The sequence below is a fragment of the Prochlorococcus sp. MIT 1201 genome, from assembly GCF_047303415.1.
Lineage (GTDB): Bacteria > Cyanobacteriota > Cyanobacteriia > PCC-6307 > Cyanobiaceae > Prochlorococcus > Prochlorococcus marinus_D.
On the sequence record NZ_CP138947.1, the window covers coordinates 722,989 to 741,886 of the forward strand.

The 18,898-nt window shown below is 46.0% G+C and carries 20 protein-coding genes; 10 read left to right on the plus strand and 10 right to left on the minus strand.

Features of this window, described 5'->3' with window-relative positions:
• Positions 1-123: 123 nt before the first annotated feature.
• Positions 124-375 carry a hypothetical protein gene (locus SIB41_RS03490; protein WP_063399293.1) on the minus strand — a complete coding sequence of 84 codons (252 nt, stop codon included), beginning with the start codon at positions 373-375 and terminating at the stop codon, positions 124-126.
• Positions 376-829: 454 nt separating this feature from the next.
• Here SIB41_RS03490 and SIB41_RS03495 point away from each other — a divergent pair, with 454 nt between their 5' ends.
• Positions 830-1,102 carry a cupin domain-containing protein gene (locus tag SIB41_RS03495; protein ID WP_413360481.1) on the plus strand — a complete coding sequence of 91 codons (273 nt, stop codon included), beginning with the start codon at positions 830-832 and terminating at the stop codon, positions 1,100-1,102.
• Positions 1,103-1,421: 319 nt separating this feature from the next.
• Here SIB41_RS03495 and SIB41_RS03500 read toward each other — a convergent pair whose 3' ends face one another.
• The 3 genes from SIB41_RS03500 to amrS form a co-directional block, all read right to left on the minus strand.
• The gene (locus SIB41_RS03500) at positions 1,422-1,643 is read right to left on the minus strand and encodes a hypothetical protein (protein WP_413360484.1); all 222 of its coding nucleotides are present in this window, start codon (positions 1,641-1,643) and stop codon (positions 1,422-1,424) included.
• 730 nt (positions 1,644-2,373) lie between these two features.
• Positions 2,374-3,792 (minus strand): AmmeMemoRadiSam system protein B, encoded by a 1,419-nt coding sequence (gene amrB, locus SIB41_RS03505; protein WP_413360486.1) that lies wholly within the window; start codon positions 3,790-3,792, stop codon positions 2,374-2,376.
• A 241-nt stretch (positions 3,793-4,033) separates the two neighbouring features.
• Complete coding sequence (gene amrS, locus SIB41_RS03510; RefSeq protein WP_413360489.1) at positions 4,034-5,116, minus strand: AmmeMemoRadiSam system radical SAM enzyme; 1,083 nt, start codon at positions 5,114-5,116, stop codon at positions 4,034-4,036.
• 1,651 nt (positions 5,117-6,767) lie between these two features.
• Between amrS and SIB41_RS03515 the strand changes: the two genes are divergently transcribed.
• Positions 6,768-7,910 (plus strand): S1C family serine protease, encoded by a 1,143-nt coding sequence (locus SIB41_RS03515; protein ID WP_413360491.1) that lies wholly within the window; start codon positions 6,768-6,770, stop codon positions 7,908-7,910.
• A 674-nt stretch (positions 7,911-8,584) separates the two neighbouring features.
• Here the strand turns inward: SIB41_RS03515 and SIB41_RS03520 are convergent.
• Together SIB41_RS03520 and SIB41_RS03525 are read right to left on the minus strand one after the other, a co-directional pair.
• Complete coding sequence (locus SIB41_RS03520; RefSeq protein ID WP_063403191.1) at positions 8,585-8,770, minus strand: hypothetical protein; 186 nt, start codon at positions 8,768-8,770, stop codon at positions 8,585-8,587.
• A gap of 22 nt (positions 8,771-8,792) precedes the next feature.
• Positions 8,793-8,918, minus strand: coding sequence for a hypothetical protein (locus tag SIB41_RS03525; protein ID WP_413360493.1), 126 nt, complete (start codon positions 8,916-8,918; stop codon positions 8,793-8,795).
• 198 nt (positions 8,919-9,116) lie between these two features.
• Between SIB41_RS03525 and SIB41_RS03530 the strand changes: the two genes are divergently transcribed.
• From SIB41_RS03530 to SIB41_RS03540, 3 genes are all read left to right on the plus strand, one after another.
• On the plus strand, positions 9,117-9,359 hold the full coding sequence (locus SIB41_RS03530) for a Signal peptidase I (protein WP_236065961.1): 243 nt from the start codon (positions 9,117-9,119) through the stop codon (positions 9,357-9,359).
• Between the two features lie 206 nt (positions 9,360-9,565).
• On the plus strand, positions 9,566-9,991 hold the full coding sequence (locus SIB41_RS03535; RefSeq protein ID WP_413360495.1) for an NUDIX hydrolase: 426 nt from the start codon (positions 9,566-9,568) through the stop codon (positions 9,989-9,991).
• A gap of 378 nt (positions 9,992-10,369) precedes the next feature.
• Entirely contained in the window at positions 10,370-10,756 is a 387-nt protein-coding gene (locus SIB41_RS03540) for an MAPEG family protein (RefSeq protein WP_011130397.1), read from the plus strand.
• Positions 10,757-11,018: 262 nt separating this feature from the next.
• Here the strand turns inward: SIB41_RS03540 and SIB41_RS03545 are convergent, their stop codons facing one another.
• Positions 11,019-11,783 carry an ion transporter gene (locus SIB41_RS03545; RefSeq protein ID WP_413361363.1) on the minus strand — a complete coding sequence of 255 codons (765 nt, stop codon included), beginning with the start codon at positions 11,781-11,783 and terminating at the stop codon, positions 11,019-11,021.
• A 185-nt stretch (positions 11,784-11,968) separates the two neighbouring features.
• Here SIB41_RS03545 and SIB41_RS03550 point away from each other — a divergent pair, with 185 nt between their 5' ends.
• Together SIB41_RS03550 and rpsU are read left to right on the plus strand one after the other, a co-directional pair.
• Positions 11,969-12,142, plus strand: coding sequence for a hypothetical protein (locus tag SIB41_RS03550; RefSeq protein ID WP_155724881.1), 174 nt, complete (start codon positions 11,969-11,971; stop codon positions 12,140-12,142).
• A gap of 1,604 nt (positions 12,143-13,746) precedes the next feature.
• Positions 13,747-13,923 carry a 30S ribosomal protein S21 gene (gene rpsU / locus SIB41_RS03555; protein WP_011130394.1) on the plus strand — a complete coding sequence of 59 codons (177 nt, stop codon included), beginning with the start codon at positions 13,747-13,749 and terminating at the stop codon, positions 13,921-13,923.
• A 1,704-nt stretch (positions 13,924-15,627) separates the two neighbouring features.
• Here the strand turns inward: rpsU and SIB41_RS03560 are convergent.
• Together SIB41_RS03560 and SIB41_RS03565 are read right to left on the minus strand one after the other, a co-directional pair.
• Positions 15,628-15,792, minus strand: coding sequence for a hypothetical protein (locus tag SIB41_RS03560; RefSeq protein WP_413360497.1), 165 nt, complete (start codon positions 15,790-15,792; stop codon positions 15,628-15,630).
• Between the two features lie 8 nt (positions 15,793-15,800).
• Positions 15,801-16,511: a DUF4079 domain-containing protein gene (locus tag SIB41_RS03565; protein ID WP_413360499.1), complete on the minus strand. Its 711-nt coding sequence runs from the start codon at positions 16,509-16,511 to the stop codon at positions 15,801-15,803.
• A gap of 812 nt (positions 16,512-17,323) precedes the next feature.
• Between SIB41_RS03565 and SIB41_RS03570 the strand changes: the two genes are divergently transcribed.
• The 3 genes from SIB41_RS03570 to SIB41_RS03580 all read left to right on the plus strand — a co-directional run bounded on the left by SIB41_RS03570 (position 17,324) and on the right by SIB41_RS03580 (position 18,539).
• Entirely contained in the window at positions 17,324-17,518 is a 195-nt protein-coding gene (locus tag SIB41_RS03570) for a hypothetical protein (RefSeq protein WP_041384432.1), read from the plus strand.
• A gap of 687 nt (positions 17,519-18,205) precedes the next feature.
• Positions 18,206-18,343, plus strand: coding sequence for a hypothetical protein (locus tag SIB41_RS03575; protein WP_413360502.1), 138 nt, complete (start codon positions 18,206-18,208; stop codon positions 18,341-18,343).
• 16 nt (positions 18,344-18,359) lie between these two features.
• Positions 18,360-18,539 carry a hypothetical protein gene (locus SIB41_RS03580; RefSeq protein WP_413360505.1) on the plus strand — a complete coding sequence of 60 codons (180 nt, stop codon included), beginning with the start codon at positions 18,360-18,362 and terminating at the stop codon, positions 18,537-18,539.
• A 114-nt stretch (positions 18,540-18,653) separates the two neighbouring features.
• Here the strand turns inward: SIB41_RS03580 and SIB41_RS03585 are convergent, their stop codons facing one another.
• Entirely contained in the window at positions 18,654-18,890 is a 237-nt protein-coding gene (locus SIB41_RS03585) for a hypothetical protein (RefSeq protein WP_413360508.1), read from the minus strand.
• Between the last annotated feature and the right edge of the window lie 8 nt (positions 18,891-18,898).

Consider the following 18,898-nt stretch of genomic DNA (forward strand, 5'->3'; position numbering starts at 1 on the left):
AGGCTTTTGTTTTCATCCTTAGATGTCTAATCCCACCCATTCTCTTCTCGTATGCAAATAAATTTAGACCTTTTAGCAATTCTACATGTCTCTATTGTGTCAGGCTAACTTCGATGATTGAAATTATTTTTTTTCGTCAGTATCCAAGCCTAATGCTGACACAATAAGGGTATTTTCTAATACTTTTGGATATAGCAATACGCCAACGATTACCGATATGATCGCTGTGACAATGAATGTTGTGACTTGGCCTATTGAACCTGGCAAGTAGATTTCAGAGTTCAGAAATGGCAAATCAATCAGAGAGCCTATGGTTCCCCAAATCAATACCCATGCAGACACATATCCAATGCCGAACCAGTCTTTCTTTGACATGTGACCTCAGAAAACACAGAACAATTTTTGAATACTAGCTGATAGACACGCATAGGCTTAATAAAGTGGCAACTCTGATGTGCAGCTTGTCTGACCAGTGACAACACCTAGGCCCTGCTGCCAATGACTTGCCCAAGTCTTGCCGTGGCTGTTTTTGCTTGCTGCAGCGTCTCTTCATCTTCTTTCTCTTGGCGTTGGAGCGCAGATTGATCCACGTTAGCTGCTACCGCAAAGTGGTTTGATTCTGTTGAATGAGGTCTTGGCATAACTGAGCAAATGATTGGTTTGTCTCATTCAACAGACAAACTTAGCTGCATATAAGAGTTTGCTCTCGTTAGCATCTTTGCTTTTATTCGTCATCTTTACAGAAATCTGAAGCTTCCGCTCCGTTTTCTTGTTAAACAATTCATCAGGCCTGCTACTAGGTTCAAGAGAGTTTCCCTTCGACCCGCCCATGGCGATTAGCGTTACCTCTGCATGTCCAGAGAGCACAATTAATGAACTGGGCATCCGGCAATGGCCCATTTGGACATGTGAGGCCAGCACTTTTCCTTGGACCTATGCTGAACAGGAAACCTGCTTGTTGTTGGAAGGCGAGGTGACCGTTAAGCCCGAAGGCGGAAAGCCCGTGCGCTTTGGTGCAGGTGATCTGGTGGTGTTCCCTGCTGGAATGTCATGCATTTGGGAGGTTCATCAGGCAGTTCGTAAGCACTATCGCGTTGGTTGATGTATGAGGTATGACGGCTAGCTGTGAAGTGACCTCGCTGAAGACGGGATCAATGCATGGTCTAAGAAATGCAAATGATTCGTTGATTGCTCTCGGGAAACATTAAGCAGACCAGGTAGGTAAATAACAGTAGCGCTATAATGCAGTAGTGCTACTGTCCAGGGCGCGAACTGTTGAAGGAGGGTATTTTCGTCGTTCAGTTTTGCTACATAGGCTTTGTGCTTTTTGCTTGGCCTACTCAAGATTCATCTGACGTTCTTCGCGTTGCTGAGAATCAATGCTGTATTCACATCAAGGCCATGGTGAAGACGGAGCGTAATCACACATGCCAATGGCTCAGCCAATCGAGATTATCTTGCTGTTGCTTGATCTGAAGCATTGCACATTCTTTCTCTGAACGACTCGATTTTGACTGGGTTTTCTGCTGAGCAGCCTGTGCTGCGACATGAGCCTGTCGGCCAAAGCTCTCCTCTGTTGTAGGCCTCAATGATGGATTCGTAGTGGTCTTCTCTTTGTCTTGTTTGATGTGCCATGTACTCATGTATTTTCTTTGCTTGAATGAAAGCGCATCAACCTGCAATGCGCGATCGGAGGGAATACTCAATACGAGCGATCCCTCCCTTAGACAGGTCTACTCAGGCCTCGTTGTTTGAGGGGCTCCATAGGAGAAGGCCCTGGAACTTGACAAAGCTAGATAATGGAATGAATGAAAAACAAACTATGGCTGGAGTCATTGCCGGGGCAATTTCTCTATCACTTCATTTATTCTGGAAGTTTAGAACAGCCAATAGCGTGAGAGCCAAGTGGAAGATCTTGATACCTGCCTTATGGATCCCTCACCAATGTGTAACATTTTCATCATTATCTCAGCTTTCGTGGCTGGCTAACAAGAACATTTCTTCTGGGCGACTGAAACACTAGCTTGATAGATTAAATCAGTATAATCCACGCTGCTTAAACTTTAGATCTCCGCTGTCTTCGATATTAGTTTGAATGTTTACGCTTAAGCGGTAATTGCTATAAGTGCCTGAGTTGCATTGATTCGAGACATTCGAATGTCTTTGCTTTATTGCTGTTTGACAAGTATCAAGTGGTGAAAAGTAATTTGCAAGTTTTTTGAAAAGTAGGTGTTTTTGGTTTTTTTATTTGCCTGCGTACATGTGTGGATCTATTTGTGCTAGTCGTTTTTGTTTTCCATATTCATTAATCTTTTTGTATCTTTTTAATGAAGTCATTGTGATTGTGCCTTTATTGATATGTTTTTTTATTGCTCAAGCTTTGTTGTTGATTTGAGTTTCCGTTGATGATTTTACTGAAATAGCCGTAAACCGCCAGGCTTGCAATGTATCCCCCCAGTAATTGCTAGGCAGACCAGCTTTCTTTTTGAGCTGCCCTACGAATTCAGTCTTCTCCGGAAGACTTTCCCAGACCTGCGGTAGAAAAACACTACGTTTTCCTTGGTCAGAGATGATCAGACCGTCGACATTTTGACGCAGTTGTTGCATGAAATCTGCTTCATCTGAGAATGTCATTCTTTCAAAAGGGCTGAGAAGCGAGATTGAGACCTCAAGCTCTGAGGCCTCTTCTAGCTTTATAGGAGAAAACCGCGGATCTTTCATTGCAGCTTTATAGGCATTATCGACGACATCCTCGATGAGTGGTCGATAGGCCTGGACTGTACCGATACAGCCTCGTAAATTCCCGTTTTTATTTAATGTGACAAAAGTGGCGCGCTTTTGTTGAAGTTCTGGCGGGAAAGAAGCGATGTCTACAGCAGGAGGATGACCATTTTTAATCGAATAGGCCACGGTCTGTGCTGCAATTCGGATAAGACGCCCTGCTTCACGATTCAGTAGACCCCAATCATCTTCCCCTCGTAGAGAATTGCTTTGATCGATTTTCTTGCATGCGGCCCAGGAACCATAACCAACGACTCGTTCTTTGTTGCCTGCTGTGTCACCAGAGTTTTGCAAAGCAAGTCGCTTAACAGAGAGGCCATATTTGCGTGCTGCAATCAGCATTCCGGCAACTGGAATACAACCACATGCTTTTTCTGGGCTAAGTATGTCTGGATTCAAACTCTCGATAGATTGAGCCGTTTCTCTATCAATCTTTTGGGCATTTTTGTAGTCCTTGAAATGGCTGAGATCAGTGCTGATGAGAAACCGTGTTGAATCACTGCCCCAGAGCCGTTCAATGACTTCGGCAACCTGTTTTCCGGAAACGGCACCAACCACAAGTGGTAGCAATTTGAAGTCGCCAAGAACTTTCTGGAGAAATGGAAGATGGACCTCAAGTGAATGTTCCGGGCGGTGTGCTTCGTCATTGACGCTGATCTGAGGTAAGTCAAGAATTGCGGTGATGGCTTCACGGTCAATCTCAACTTCACCCAACGGTGTTTGAAAGGCATCTACTGATGGCACAGCAATGCCCTGTAGGGCGATGCGATGAGCAGGGCCGATCAAAACAACACGTTCAATTTTGTCTTTTTGACTTTGCCAGGTGATATAGGCATTTGCCGCGACCTGGCCTGAGTAAACGTAACCTGCATGTGGAGCGATTAGCGCCTTGGGCTGCAAGGGATTTGTTGTGTCGGCATTCGCGATCAATCTGGCGACGTCGCTTGCGAGCGTTTCTCTATCAGCTGAGTAAAAAACTCCAGCTACTGCAGGGGCTCTCACCTTACCCATTGCTTTAAGACTCTTTCCTTAGCTGGCCAAAGGCTTGTACTGGAAGGCGTTGATTCGTGACATTCCCCCATCTATGCAGTTCCGTCGGCAATAGTCCATATCGATTCGATCTGCTTAAAGGATATTTGATTTGAGTCTAACTTGGAAATTTTCATGATTAATGCAGCCTCAATATCAGCTCAAATACATTCATTTCGGCGGCATTGTCTGAGACAGGTGTTGGCAACCTTCCATCGCTGAGTTATTGGCCAATACGTACCGGTTGTCGTTTCCGGCCCCATTGACCAGGAGTGGCATCAAAGTGACCAGGGATCCTGGTGCCGCATTGTGCACATGTTCCTTTCACTGTTGTGGAGAGGCCCCACTGACCCAATGCATACCAGTCGCGCTCGATGACCAAATGGTTGCAATCAGGGCAACGTGTGTTGTCTCCGGCTGGGTCGTGCACGTTACCTGTGTAGACAAATTGCAGGCCTTCCTCAATAGCGATCAACCTTGCCTTGGTCAATGTTGATGGAGGAGTTTTGGGCCGATTGAGCTTGTAGTCTGGGTGATAAGCAGAAAAATGAATCGGAATATTTGGGCGTAGCTCTTCGCGGACCCATGCTGCCAGTTGGCGGATTTCGTCATCGCCATCGTTTTCTTCCGGGATCAATAGGGTTGTGATCTCAACCCAAGTATCAGTTTCATGCACCAGATAGCGAAGGGTGTCTTTGACTGGTTCAATCTCGCTTGCACATAAGTCTCGGTAAAAGCGTTGAGTGAAGGCTTTGAGATCTACGTTGACTGCATCCATCACTTCGAAGAACTCTGCTCGAGCATTTGCGGTGATGTAGCCGGCAGTGACGGCCACATTTTTGATCCCGCGCGCTCGATTTGCTTGTGCCACGTCGATGGCATATTCCGCAAAGATCACAGGGTCGTTGTAGGTAAAAGCTACTGAGCGGCAGCCGTGTTGTTGAGCAGTCGCAGCTAGCCCCTCGGGTGAGGCAGCATCCATCAAACGATCCATCTCTCGAGATTTCGAGATGTCCCAGTTTTGACAGAACTTGCAACCAAGATTGCAGCCTGCTGTTCCGAACGAAAGCACCGAAGAACCTGGAAAAAAATGATTCAGCGGTTTCTTTTCGATCGGGTCGATGCAAAAACCACTTGACCGGCCGTAAGTGGTTAGGGCCATGCCTTCAGCAGTGGCTTGTCGCACAAAACAAAACCCTCGCTGCCCTGGTTTCATTCGACAATGACGTGGGCAGAGATCGCATCGGATTTTTTCACCATCTTGCGACCACCATCGACCTAGGTGTAATGGGGCAGTATTAGTCATGATGTGACGTGCTTAGTGATCAAGAGATCATTGAGTTCCATCAATACAATCGTATTGCCAATCTCTAGGAATTCATTCTATCTCTAATTTGTTTATGAGTGTTTAGAAATTGCCATTGAAATGCTAAAGGATATTGCTAGGACTTATTAGAACCACAAGAGAGTCAAGTCATCTTGAGTCTCCAAACAGCACTGCCTTGATCACACTCACCACATAAACAGGTTGGAGAGGTTGCCTTGCTCACATGATCCAGATGCCTTCAAGGAGAGAGATTAGATTGACTGAGTCTCCTTTATTGATAGTGATGTGAATGAGCTCGCAAAGCGAGCGATTGAACCCCCACCTTTCATACAATTTACTTGCCTAGTTTGACTTCAAGTAAATCTATATGAGGCGGCTTCATATTGACCAACTCAGAAGTCATGATCTTTGTTTAGATGTTAGATATTTGTGACAAGGGGCTATTTCTGCATAGTGTTCTACCATAAGTATTTAGCTAGGGCCAGACTTCGGGGTACTCAATAATGATTTCAGGATCCTTAGGCTTAGAGGCGCACTCTTCTTTGACCACTCTTTCTACGAATGTTCTAGACCATCTGTCAAACCTTCTTGCATATGTGGTCTTACATACCTCTACGAAGACTTTTCCTCTAGCTTCTGATTGTGTTACTGCCGATTTAGTAATGCATACGTATTGATGCTCTCCTTTGATTAGATCATATACTTCTCGGCTACATTGACGGATTGAGTTTTTAAATCCCTGAGCATTGACACTATCCTGCATCACTAATAATAGTAGGATTAAAGTGCTAAGTGATAAATTCACGGCAATAGCATGTCTCTAAAATTAGTTGCTCTTACTCTTTATCCTTAGGTCGCTGTCTTAGGATATAGAGCCAAGCAACTGTCGCTAGTGCGACTGTAAACTCTGTAAGTATTGTTGCATTGCCCGCAAAGAAATCGTTCCAGCTAGAGGTGTTGTTCAAGTATTGATCTTTTGGCTGCTCATAGTCTAGCCCTAAGCCAGTACAAAGCGCTACCAATATATGGCTGGTGGTTGGGTTCCCGGTGACAGGCACGAATCAATAACTTTTCACCTGTATTGTTGAATTGAAGCCGCATGCAATCTGAGATTTCAGTACTGGAGATTTCGTAGGCAGTTTGTGTATGGTTGATTTGCTCATAAAGACCACACACCATTTACGAAAGACACAACAGCTCTTTAGCTCCCTATTGCTGATCGTGCGGTGAACGAGCGAGCAAAGCGAGCGAGTGAACCACCATCTTGAATACAACTTCCTTTTATTAGGTTTAACTTATAAAGCGATGCTCCTAATAGCTCTACTCATCGCCCAAAGCAACAATACTTTATGAGTTCGTGAAGTGTCCAGTATTTCCTGTAAAGTAGTATTCATTCAAAAGGAAATTAAGATGAAGTCGTTGGCCAATCTACTTGTCGCAACTTCTATTATTTTAAGCATAAGTCCAATTGAGCCAGTATCATCAAAGCCTGCTTACTGTAATGATCCACTCCGCAGCCGTGGTTTGCCTCCGGCTAAGCAGAAAATATGCGATGAGGGTGGCTCTGGGAAATATTCAAAAGGTGAGATTGATTCTGATACGGGCCTCAATGTTGTAATTATTCAGAGAGATGACGATTGGGACCAAAGTGAAAGACCATCGATACCTTTTTCAAGACCAGTTAAAAATAGTTTCCGAATTTGACAGTGAAGCCGAGTATGCAGTTTTTGACAAGAACTGGAAGAAGACATACCCAACAGAGCGTGGAGTTATTACGAAATCGACTACTGACTATATTTCAGGCGTCACTTACTTGAGAACAGGTTGCGGATTGCTAACATGTGCTGCTGGACAGACTATTATGGGAGGGAGGCTAAAGTCGCCTCTGGAAATAAAAGTTAGTTCTGAACAATATACTCTATATGGTGATGATGGTAAATTCATACTTCCATCCTCTATGATTGAGCAAATAAGAAAAAGTTCTACATCTGCACCGCCAAAGTTAACGATACGAACAGATAGAAATGTAATCCCAATTGGCGCTGGCACTGTTAAAAGCCTTATTAAGATATTTTCAAAAACAACTAGAGAATGGGATCGTCCAGATATAGAAATCCACCCTCAGCAGATAGAAGATGAAATAACAACTAAGGCACTTGCCGGCAGATCATTGCCAAGCGTAGTTAAGCTTGAAGCAGGAAGCTCAACTGGGAGTGGTTTTATAATAGGTGATGGGTATTATTTGCTTACTAACCGCCATGTGGTAGGGAGTTCTCCTAGAAAGAAGATTAGAGTTGAATTTTCAAACGGATCTTACGGTCAGGCTAAAACAGTCTATGTCAGTAGGACGGATGACTTTGCTGTCCTTAAGCTTAATGTGAGAAAGAAAGACTCAACTATGCCAATTTGCTATGCAAGTTATCCATTGACTGGAGAGGATGTTTTGGCAATTGGTAGTCCAAGAGGTTTAGCTAATACTCTCACTAGAGGTATTGTAAGTGCAGTTCGTAGATCTGATTCTAATCTAAAATCAGCTGTTCCCCAAGGCTCAACGATAATCCAAACCGATGCAGCTGTTAATCCTGGTAATAGTGGTGGTCCATTAGTGAATTCCAATGGAGAAGTTATTGGAATCGTTACATTTCAGAAGTCTGGCGCAGAAGGCTTAAACTTTGCAATCTCAATAATTGATATTTTCGAAGAGTTAGGTGTGAGCAAGCCTGTCGTCATAAAGAAGGTAAATACTTGTGGAAACTATATTGCCATGAGTTGAATGGAATTATATTTATAATATTTCTTTCTCCCATAATATGTTGTCCCATCAGAATGAACAAACGCATACCTTACAAAATACCAGAAGCAATACAAAAGAGTAAGCAAGGATTAAAGGTAAAGCCACTGCAAACTCCATGCAAACGACAGGAGCAGTCTCATCCTAAATCCAACGATCTAACTAAGAACAAAACCAATCCACAAGACCAGAAAGCGAAAGCAAAAGCAAAAGAGATGTTGGAGTATCTTCAGAATCTACGTCTCTACTGAGAATAAATAACCCATATTTGAGAGGCTAGATAACGTAGATGAATTATCTAATATCTCCCCAGAGCCCCCTGCAAAGCACGGCCTATTTCTTTGAGACATGATCTGTTAGGGCGAACAAGGTGCGTTGAGTCATTACTAATAGACAACAAATGGCCTGTCGGCCTATGTCCGTATTCAGCGTAAGCGCCTATTTGATAGCCCCTCAAAAGCCTTACAGCACAACCATTCTCAGTCTAGGTTGTGTATCCGCGTTGATATGGGCGTAAGTCTGATTGTTCTGAGGCCTACTAGGTCGTACAGACGATCTCGGCTTAAAAAGGATCTAAAGACTTAACCAGGACTAATCTGTTGCCGTTAATGTAATACTGTTCAGCTGTTGAAATGCCTAAATTAAAGCAGGAAGGGTTAACTGCTCCCCTTCTTGCTTGATTCCTGTTGGGCAATCTTGAACCACAGCACAATGAAGTAAACCGACGAGATGCCTAGGAAGATCAACGTCAAGATCATCCATGTCCCCATGCTTAGGCCAAGTACGCCTGCATTGCGTGCGTCGCCGATTGTGGCGTAGGCCAGAAGAGTGGGGAAAGTCAATGGGATCAGTTTGTTCTGGTTATCAGTTCAGCACGGCTCGGTGGTTGGTCGTTGAACCTTGCGCATCAAGCAAAGGAGCCCCTTTGCTTGATGGAGGCGCACTGAGGTAAAAAGCCGACTGCTCACCATCACCCAGCCACGCTGACACTAGGAACAGGCTTGCAACCTGCCATGCGTAGAAACACTACTACTGGTGCCACTTGTACTTTCTTTAAGCCGAAGCGCTATTTGTAGGGGCTTGCGTCAATAAGCTCTTTCCCTTAGAAATAAAGCTCCCCATCACCCAGGCCCGTCGCGTCACGCGAGGGTCTTTTTTTTTTGTTGATCAGCCCCCCATGGGGCTGCAATGAGCTTCCTTTTTGGTGGAGGGCATAATGCAGAAAGCTTGATGAGCGGTGATTCGATGAACGAACCGCAGCCGAAAGAGAGTTTGCTCAAGAAGAGTGGACGAATCGGCGCAATCCTTGGTTTTGCCTGGATTGCTCTGAATATTGTTGTGCCTTTGGCTTTGTTGCGTGTGCCTGCGGTGCAACGCTGGCTCGTGGCATTTGACAACAAGCTTCCTTTTCACATTCCAGGAATTGGCTAGCTGCTTTTTGTTCCCGATTGCTGTGGTCCCCATGATTGGACAGGTGCTCACGCCCTCTCCAAGGTCAATAGCCTTGGACAACTCATCTGTTTACAGAACAAAACCTGATGAGCCGAATTTTTGAACCTTTGGGCGGGTCTATAAGACGTTAAGTACAAGGGTGCGGCAGGCTGGCGTGATGGGTAACGACTCCTCGAAATGAAGAGATGACGCACGAGGTCTCTCTTGCTGTGCTGGAAAGCGATGGTCGCTGGCTCCTTCAGCTTCGTGATGACATCGAAGGAATCTTGTTTCCAGGTCATTGGGGATTATTTGGAGGTCACTTGAATGCAGGGGAAACGCCTTTTCAGGCCGTGAACCGTGAACTTGTCGAGGAAATCAACTGGGCACCTGAAAATCTCCTCGTTCCTTGGTTCAGCAACCACAGCAGCACGCTTGTGGTACATGTATTTCGAGGGCCACTGTGTGTTTCCCTTGGCCAATTGCAGTTGCTTGAGGGTCAGGATATGACCCTGGCGACTATGGAGGAGCTGGCGAGTGGTGCTATCTGGAGCCCCAGACTTGGGGAGTTCAGACCGATTGCGCCAGGCCTGGATATCGTGCTGCAGCGTCAGCTCTTAGATAAAGACTGAAGCCAGGTTGTGTGGAGCAATATTTTGAGGTTTTGCGGAATTTCGATGCAGAAGATCTTGTAGGCCGAGCCCTTGCCAAGACAGCATGACAGGACTCTCTCTTTGTTGGGCTTTAGGGAAATTGAGGGGGGATGGCAGCCGCTAGTTCAATGATGATGATCACCTCAGTCAAGTGGGCGACTTCATGGAGGAGCTTTCCCCTCAGTTCAGTTGGGCAACTATGAATGTCGTGGCTCTGGTCAGCTAGTTGCTTGAACCAAGAGGCTATGCAGAGACAAACACTGCTCTTCATCAGAGAGGCACAGCCCCACTCGCTGGTGGCCATCAAGGTTGGAATTCAGATGGCATCCTTAAAGTCATTGTGCTGATACCAATTTCATGACCATTCCTGTGCTTCCAGCCGTTGTCACCTTGGCTGCCGCGATCGTCTACCAAGGAACCATGTTTGCAGTGGCATTTGCACGAAGCCAGCACAAAGTAAAAGCTCCAGCAACGAGTGGGCCAGAAGAATTTGAGCGAGTGCTACGTGTTCAGCAGAACACCCTTGAACAGATGATGTTCTTCCTGCCGGTGTTCTGGCTAGCAGCTCTTTCTAGCAACACGTCTGTTGCCTGCTTGATTGGCTTCATCTGGGTGGGCGCACGTATTGCTTATGGCATTGGCTATTGGAAAGCGGCCAAGCTGAGAGGGCCAGGCTTTGCCATTAGCCTCCTTGCCAGCGCAGTTCTTCTGGTGATGGCAATTGTTGGTCTATTTAACTCATAGTTGGCGATCTTATAGGAAGCTTCCCTCGGCAATAGTGGCCTCTTCTGCCAGAAGTCAACATTGTGAGCTTCGTTTGCAGAGGCTGCGCACCTTTGGCTAATTGATTGGTTAGAAGAGAATAGGCTGAAAGATAGAGATGCCTTACTTTATCTAGCCAACTACAGCTTAAACTCTCATCTTTCAACTTTTGCCTGAAAACAAGGATTTGATTGTTTGATATTATGAACCAACTGCCGTGTGTCGATTTCTAAGTAATGCTTTCCTAAGCAGATTCCTCAAGATTCTTCTTTTGCACAGCAATTGATTCGCTAAAACCTGCGGCAAGAATTCCTGCAGGTATTGCGATGGCGCCAATTCCCATAAGAGAAGTTACTGAAGCGATAATCTTGCCTACCGCACTAATTGGTACTGAATCTCCATGCCCCACTGAGCTGACTGCATTAATTGACCACCAGAGGCATCTTGGTATTGACCCTAATAGATCAGGCTGAATAGATGATTCTGCAAGATACATCAATGTGCTGCTAATGAGTAAAAGTAATAATGTATAAACAGTAGATATCTGCAGCTCTTGGCTCTTGGATCTGAGTGCATAGTTGAAATGAAGCATGCTTTGCTTGAATCTTTCGCTGCGGCCAATCTTTAGAATCGTAAGAAGACGAATAATTCTCAGGATCTTTAGTTCTGTTCTTACGCCGATAAAGGAGGGGACGATTGCAATCAGATCAACAATGGCCATTGCTGAGAACATGTAGCGAATCGCGCCTTCTACACCTTCTCCATATTTGCCCTCAAGTGGGGCAGTCCACACTCGACAAAAATATTCAATGCAAAACAGACAGCCAATGATCCAATCGATTGCATCTATTTGTCCGCCAAACTGAAAATCAATTTGATTTTCAGTGCTTAGAACTGCAAAAAAGATTGAAACAGCAATTGTTGCGCCACTTAACTTATTGAATATCGATGTATTGCCTCCTGGGGATTGATTGATTATCTGTTCATGCAGTTTGAGGCGGAATCCCATGATGGTCCCCAAGGTTCCCTCTCCCTTTTGATTTCAATCCATCCTAGGCATGGGTCGATCCAGCGAGCCTTAGCGTGCCAGTTGTCCGGAGATTTCCTGGTAGGTGTGAGTAAGGATCTAGTTTGCTTAATTCTTCGGCTTTGACCTCGATCTGAGAGGATGATGAAGATGCCTTGCAGATCGTCATGCCTGCTCTTGTTTTCGCGATGGCTCTTGACTTGAGTCCACTGACGATTGGAGTGATTGTGGTTGTCGGAGTATTATTCATTGCGATGTTCGGGATTAGCTCGGCATTTGGTGGCTATCAGGGAATCTTCGATTGGACGCAGGAGAAGCCAGGTGATCAAAAGAAAAGGTGAGAAATAAAGCAATTCTAAACGATACTTCTCTTTCTTTAAGTAATAGATTGGGCGATATCTCATGCCTAATCTATAGTGGTAATGGTTTTTAAGTTACCTGGTCTGAGAATGGATGCTCATGGGGTATTTGCAATCGTGGTTGTTTATAAAGTGTGCTTTTAATACTCAAGAAACCACGTCTTGCTGAAAGTGCTATGCCCATTATTGTAGGTCTTTTGCATTCAACCAGCACCATATTGGTCGGAGGCCTAAACAAAGTGACCATTGCTAATTAGTGCACCTCAATCGCTCAGCAGTTATTTGGTTCGTTTTAAAGTTTGAATTGAGCCATCAATGGCTTTGACTTGATTTGTTTTTTTATGTCTTCTGCAGTGGCAGCATTCTCTGAGTGGAGATTGGATTTGATTGCCCACCACAAAGCTATTGCTGAGACACCTCTCAGCGAAATAGCCTGATTAGTATTTGGACTAAGTGAAGCAAAGGCTTCAATAGCGAGTTAAAGGATTTCAGAGATTGATTAAGAACTGATAGATCACACAAGGCTTATACGCTTAAGTATTACTTAAGCGTATAATTGGTAGTCTTTTCTTGTTTAGATCTGCAGTCGTGCGATACGTACGGGCTAGTATCGACTCTATGCCCGGATTGACTTCAGGAGATCTGATGAACGCACTCCGCCAAGCATGAGCTGAGTAAGTAGTCGGCAAGACTTGTGCCTCAACCTATTCACATCAATTGTGCGTTCTCAATTTGAATGAGTGAGAACAGTCCCTCTGAACCTGTTGCAGGGGGGTGTGCTTTATTCGTTTGGAAACCCGTTCGCCATGATTTTTTGCCCGAAGCAATTGGGACGAGGTTTGGCAAATTAGATGGGGGTCATTGCTGCCTTGATAGGTCCTTGTTTTGATAGAACTTCTCAAGATGTGTGGGCCCATCACAACAACTCATGGTGCAGGTCTTTTTGAACAAGTGGTGAGTTCAGTAGAACAGTCGGTGGGTTTTGGTAGATTTTGCCTGGTTAGAACTTGGCAGGATGCAGCAGTGGATCTTGAGCGGACTAGGGATTGCCTGAGAAGACATTTTGCATAAATAAGGTGTCTGTCTCGTAAACAACACTTGCCTTTGGTCTTTGCTTGTCAAATTGGCCCCTCTTGGGATCGATCGCGACTGATTTGTAGCGAACTAAGGTCTTTAACGGAATCAGCAAAGGAATGTCTGAGCGTAATGATCCTGTTGAGCCAGAGTGAAGAGAGCAATCAGCGGTTCACTGCCTAGCCGTGTTGGTGAAAATCAGGAACCAGGCGTGTCTGGTTTGCTGTTCTGGAGCGATCGAGACCCCAAAGATGGCCCCTCTCTGAGGCAATCAGGATGGCCTCGTAGAGATCGCTGTTCCTGGCTTTGAATTGGCTTTTCTTCATGTAGGTAAAAATACCGACAGGAGTGGCCTTGGATCAATGGAAATTCCAAATCCTGATGCCTTGCATAGGCTTGCTTTATTGATCAGATCTCCAATTCTCAAGGTGATGCCGCACACCTTTTTGTTGTGTTGGTGAATTTCTCACGAGAGGTGGCCTGGTAAATTCGTTGATTGGTTGAATTTGCTTATGGCTCAGGTCACGGTAGGGGAGAATGAGGGCGTTGAATCGGCCCTGCGTCGCTTTAAGCGAGCAGTCTCTAAGGCTGGGATTTTTTCTGATCTCAAGCGCATTCGTCACCACGAGACCCCAGTCGAAAAGTACAAACGCAAGGCTCAGCAACGTCGTCGTAGTCGCAGACGTTGAGTCCATTCCAATCGAGCAGCTGATCCCTCCTGGTAGCTCTTGCCTTGATGACTAATGACTGCTGGTTGGGTCCAAGAAGATTCTCCTGGGAATGATTTTTTTGCTGATTTGCTATTAGAGCTGCGACAGCATTGACGCATCCATTGCTTATTGGCGCCCATTGAGCTGGAGGTGAATCTGCTCGGTTTGATGCTTCAACTGAAGCCATACCTCCTTGCTCCAGTTCCTTGTTACTGGTGCAAGCGGTGCGCCGAGACAACGGTGAACGTCGTTTCTGCACGGCTTGTGTGAATGGTTGTCACTGGCTGTGGAACGCTCAATCCCAGCTGGTCAAGTTGAGATCAAGTTCCTATGAGCTGTTCTGTCTCTGGGTGCGTTTCGGCCGAGGGGAGGCGAACGAATTTTTGCGCGGCACGTGGTCCCCTAGGCAATCAACCATGGCTACCATTGCACCATCAGCACGGCGAAAAGCTCTTATTCCTTAGTTAGTACGCCAAATATGGTATTCGTGTTGCAAAACAGCCCTAAACAAGGGGCAAGAGTTTCAAGGATATCCCTGACCTCTAGCCACCAGCTGGATGGTTGACGAAGGCTGAGCCCTAAGGCTCAAATTGTTGTTCTAGCTTGAGCGAAGAATGTGATCAATCGCATTTGGATGCTCATGGACGAATTTGATCGTTTCCATGGCAACCTGTCTTGCCTCAAAAGAGTCATTCGCATAGGCACAGAATTCGCACCGATGACTCTGAGCATCGCGATAGCTGATGGTGTAACCGTGGCGGCTCATTAGTCCAGCCATTCAATTGATCATTTACATCCTTGCTCAGCAGAGTATGGAGTTGCCACTAATTGTTCAAAGAAGTGAGCGAATGCACAAGAACCAAACTTTGCTCTTCTTCACCACATCAACTTCCGGATCAGTGACCATTGGTCTATTGAGCGTGGGCCTCTTTCCATAGCCTTGTGAGGGCTCACTGACAGACTCTGGCAAAGGCACATCGTGATTTGCTGCAGTGGAAGGGTTACCTGGATGATCCATGAAGAAGGTCTCCTCCGTCGGCTTGGCAATTGCCGCAAATGTCTTTCTATTCGTTTGGGCTGCGATCAATAGCCCCGTTGGTTAAAGATTTAAATCGCTCTGCCTAGCAGCAACAATCACCTCAACCATCAAAGGTAGTGAAGGCTTTTGTTGAAGCGCAGGCAAAAGCCCTGCTATTAAGACGGGGATTTGCTTATTCGTTTCACCCTTAGGGCAGTGAACCCTTTTTCTTGTCGTCCTTGACCTGTGACCATAGGGTCTGCTCGCTTCTATAGAAATGCAGTGGCTTGGATCAAGTTCAGCACTGAGTTTGATCCCAGCGCTCTGGCACTGCAGACTGAACCGGTTTGTGGCATTGAAGTCTCATGCCAAAAAGGCGTTGCACTGCCAGCTTTGTTCATGGTCAACTTTCGTTGATGAGAAACGCTCAACCAAGCGTTTCCAATTTGATTGCTTCCATCAAAGCAGCCGTTTCAGCAGCTATTTGATTTGTCTTGCTGTCTTCACTCCTCACACGATGCAGTTCTCTATGGATTCGCTTTTCTCGTTGATTATCGGCTTAGGGCTGAGAGCTGATTGAGTGCTTAATTGAGCTGGTAAGAGTGATATTTGTATCCCTTTTGAGAATCTTTTGTTTGCAGAACTCCTGCATTTGTTTGCTGGGTTTAAGCAGGTTGAAGAACGCTGATGGCATAGACGCCTTCTTCTCCAATGGCAACCATGGCAAGCGCTCGATAGGGATCAATTGAAAGATCAGGAGGGCTTAGAGCGCATCGTTGGTCTGTTTGGCGGCGTGAGGTTTGTTCCAGCACTGGCGAGCGGGCGCGCACAATAATTCCTACGGTTGGGGAGCATTCGCGGTGTAATTAGCTACCCGCTCGGCTTTTGCCTGTTGGATGTAAGGCTTTTGCCAGCTCAGGGGGATCTCTAGTAGGGCTTTGGGGCCGGTGATTGCTTCTGCCAGGAAGATCACCGCCGCAAGACTATTGGCTGTGATGTGCAGCCATCGCCAACGCAGATCACGCAGGATTTCTTGTCGGGATGCCAGCGAGAACAGCATCAGCCCAACGAGACCAATGCCACCCCAGAAATGCGATTGCCAGAATTCTGCTTTGAAGGGGTTGTCACCGAGGCGGAATACTTCCGGCTGCATCCCAAGGACGATTACGCCTGCCCAGCAGAGTAAGGAGAAGCCTGCTCGATAGGCGGGTCTTTTGTCTCGCCAGGTTGTCAGCAAGGCGATGCAACATCCAATGAGTACCAGTAGAAGCAATCCAGCACGGATCAGACCTCCCTCAAACTCCGTTAGCGGATGTTCAGTGCTGATCATCACCACCAGAGCAAGCAGCACGATTGCGATCACTCCGACTGAGAGCCATCGTCCGAGATTGCTGTGCACACTCCCGACATTGGCTGGACTTTCGTTCTGACGTTTTAGCCGACGACTGCGGGTTTGAAGTGACAGGTTTAGGACTACCCCCAGTAGGGGGTAGATCAAGGCTACGGCGAAAATCGGGTGTAGCAACCAGATCCAGTCAAGGGTCTGCATGGTGAGGGTCTGGCCGGGGAATCAAAAGGGAGACACAATTGGATTTAGCAATGGTGCTAAAAGCATGCACGCCATCGCTTAGAGCTTATTGAGTTGAACTGGATAGAGAATCTCTCCGTTTCTGGGTCCCTGATTCTCTTCCTATCGAAGGAGCTTATGGGGATTCAGGTGGTTGATGTTACTCAGTAATTCTACAAACCTGCCTAATTCTTGAGAGTGAATGATTATTTTCGCTGCTTGGCTAGCTGAGTAAGCATTTTGAATTAGTTCAAACCCCTTTGCCGTTGCAACAGTGATGAATAGAACTTGATTGGGATCTAAGAGGATATAGTTCAAGCCATCAGGAATGTTTCTGAGGTGCCATGTCTTTGCTGATATAAGCAGGAGCGATCATGAGCATAGGCCAGCAATTGTCAATGGGGTTCGAGTGAAGAACTGAGCCTGTGATTGTGGCGATACTTTGCTGCTGTTATTAGTCCGCATCAAAACCAATACATGAATAAGGGGCTTGGGGGAGGTTTTTAGCCGAGTGGCGAATGAACGAGATACGTTCTTTGATTAGCCCCGCAATGCTGATCGGTTGAATCAAATTTCGCTTGCCTAGCCTTGGTTTTGGCTTGCCTAAATGCTAAGAGCTACTTTTTTGCAGATGTTGAAAGGAAGAGCTAAGTCGAAGGCAATGCAGTCATGCGCATCAGATGGGGCCCCTTGCGTAAAAAATAAGGCGAAGGCGGAACTGTTGCTACTAATGATTTAGGGCTTGCTGGTCATAGGTGAGGTGAGCTACGACTAGCTCCTAACTGAGGCGATAGATGAGGGGCATTTTTGAGCTGTTGCTGGCCTGGCGTTGGCCGCTAGCCGTTATCGTGAGCACAGCCTTTTTAAGCAAGGCTTTAATCGCGATTACTCGCGCGGGCATTCGTGTTGAGATTTTCACCAGACGTCCTATCAAGGTTTCCACTGGACCATCAGCGATTCAGGCCGAGGTCACCAAAGTAAGGCTTTAGTGGCTGAAATCTTTGTGACCTAGGTAGGGGAAGACTCTGTTGATCCCGTTAAATATACAATGATTTCGAAGAACTAACTTCTTTCTTTTGATAGACAAAACAATCAATATCTATCGCCATGATCAACAATGTTTATTCCCAATACTGTCTACTATCTTTATAGCCTGATTGGTAGTATTTGTTATCCAATTAATTCCTCTTTGAGCCTTTCTCACTCCACGCAGCCATGCCTGATCGCAAAGACAGCTGCTTGAGTTCGATCGCATAAATCAAGCTTGTTGATGATTGTACTTTGGGGCAAAGTATCGTAGTGCTTGCGATGTTATTGAGCTTCCATCAAGGTATCCTTAAAGATTAATCTTAGAGTTCTGCAAGGATAATTTCAAAAGGGGAATTTAAAACCTTGATGCTCGTCTAGCCTTCTTTTGTCTGGCTAATATAAAGAGAAGCTATTGCTTAGACGTGCTTAATGCAAACTGTGGCCTTCCATAGAAATATGGAAAAACCTAAGTGGAGAGTGTAAGTCGCCAGAGCTGCAAAACTTGGTTTTTAAACACGATCGACTGACGTTGATCGAAAAAAGCTTCTGCCGTTCCTTCCAGATCAACTTATGGATTCGTGCGTGAGCAAGAAAAGACCCTTGGATGATCCGGGTACCCAAGGGAGTGAGTCGCTGTATCTCCACGCATGGAGATCATGAATGATCCAGAAAAAACCGATGTAGGCAATGATCCAAAGACATGTATTCGTGATTACCACTTGGTTGATGATGTTGGAGTGATCGAACATTTACGCGATCAAGTGAGCTTTGATCAACCCTTGTAAAACAAGGGCCATCCGCTTGGCTGATCCTCAAAGGCCTCTCTATTGCCTTGAGATTTGGCGAGCGGATGGCCAATCGGCAAATGGTGAAATTGGCGTGGAAGGCATCACTGATGAGCCAATGGGCAACGTGGTGATCGGCATGAACGAACTGATGCAGTCACAAAAATGCCTTTCTGGGATGGCGGTCAGGAGGTAGTAGCAGACATCTAGATCAAGGCCCTGACATTGATATGGAGCGGTGGGGTCCACAGATGTGCAACTAGAGAATGCCTTGGGGAGGGGCATTTCTGCCCCATAGGGATGAGGTTTTTCACGCCCAGGAGTGAAAAAAAGAGATCTCAGTCGTTTTTGCTGCGTCGCTGATGAGCATCACCGTCAAGGGAGTGCTTGTAACGACGAGGTCCAGCTGTTGTGGAGTGCTTTTGATCAAGCCATCGATTCCCCGATGCAAGTTGATTGGCGAAAACCGTACAACTATCACTTTGGAGTGGCTTTTTAATCCCAACCGGGCCTGGTTCTCCGTACTGCTTTTGTTCGGTCTAGGCATCTACGCCG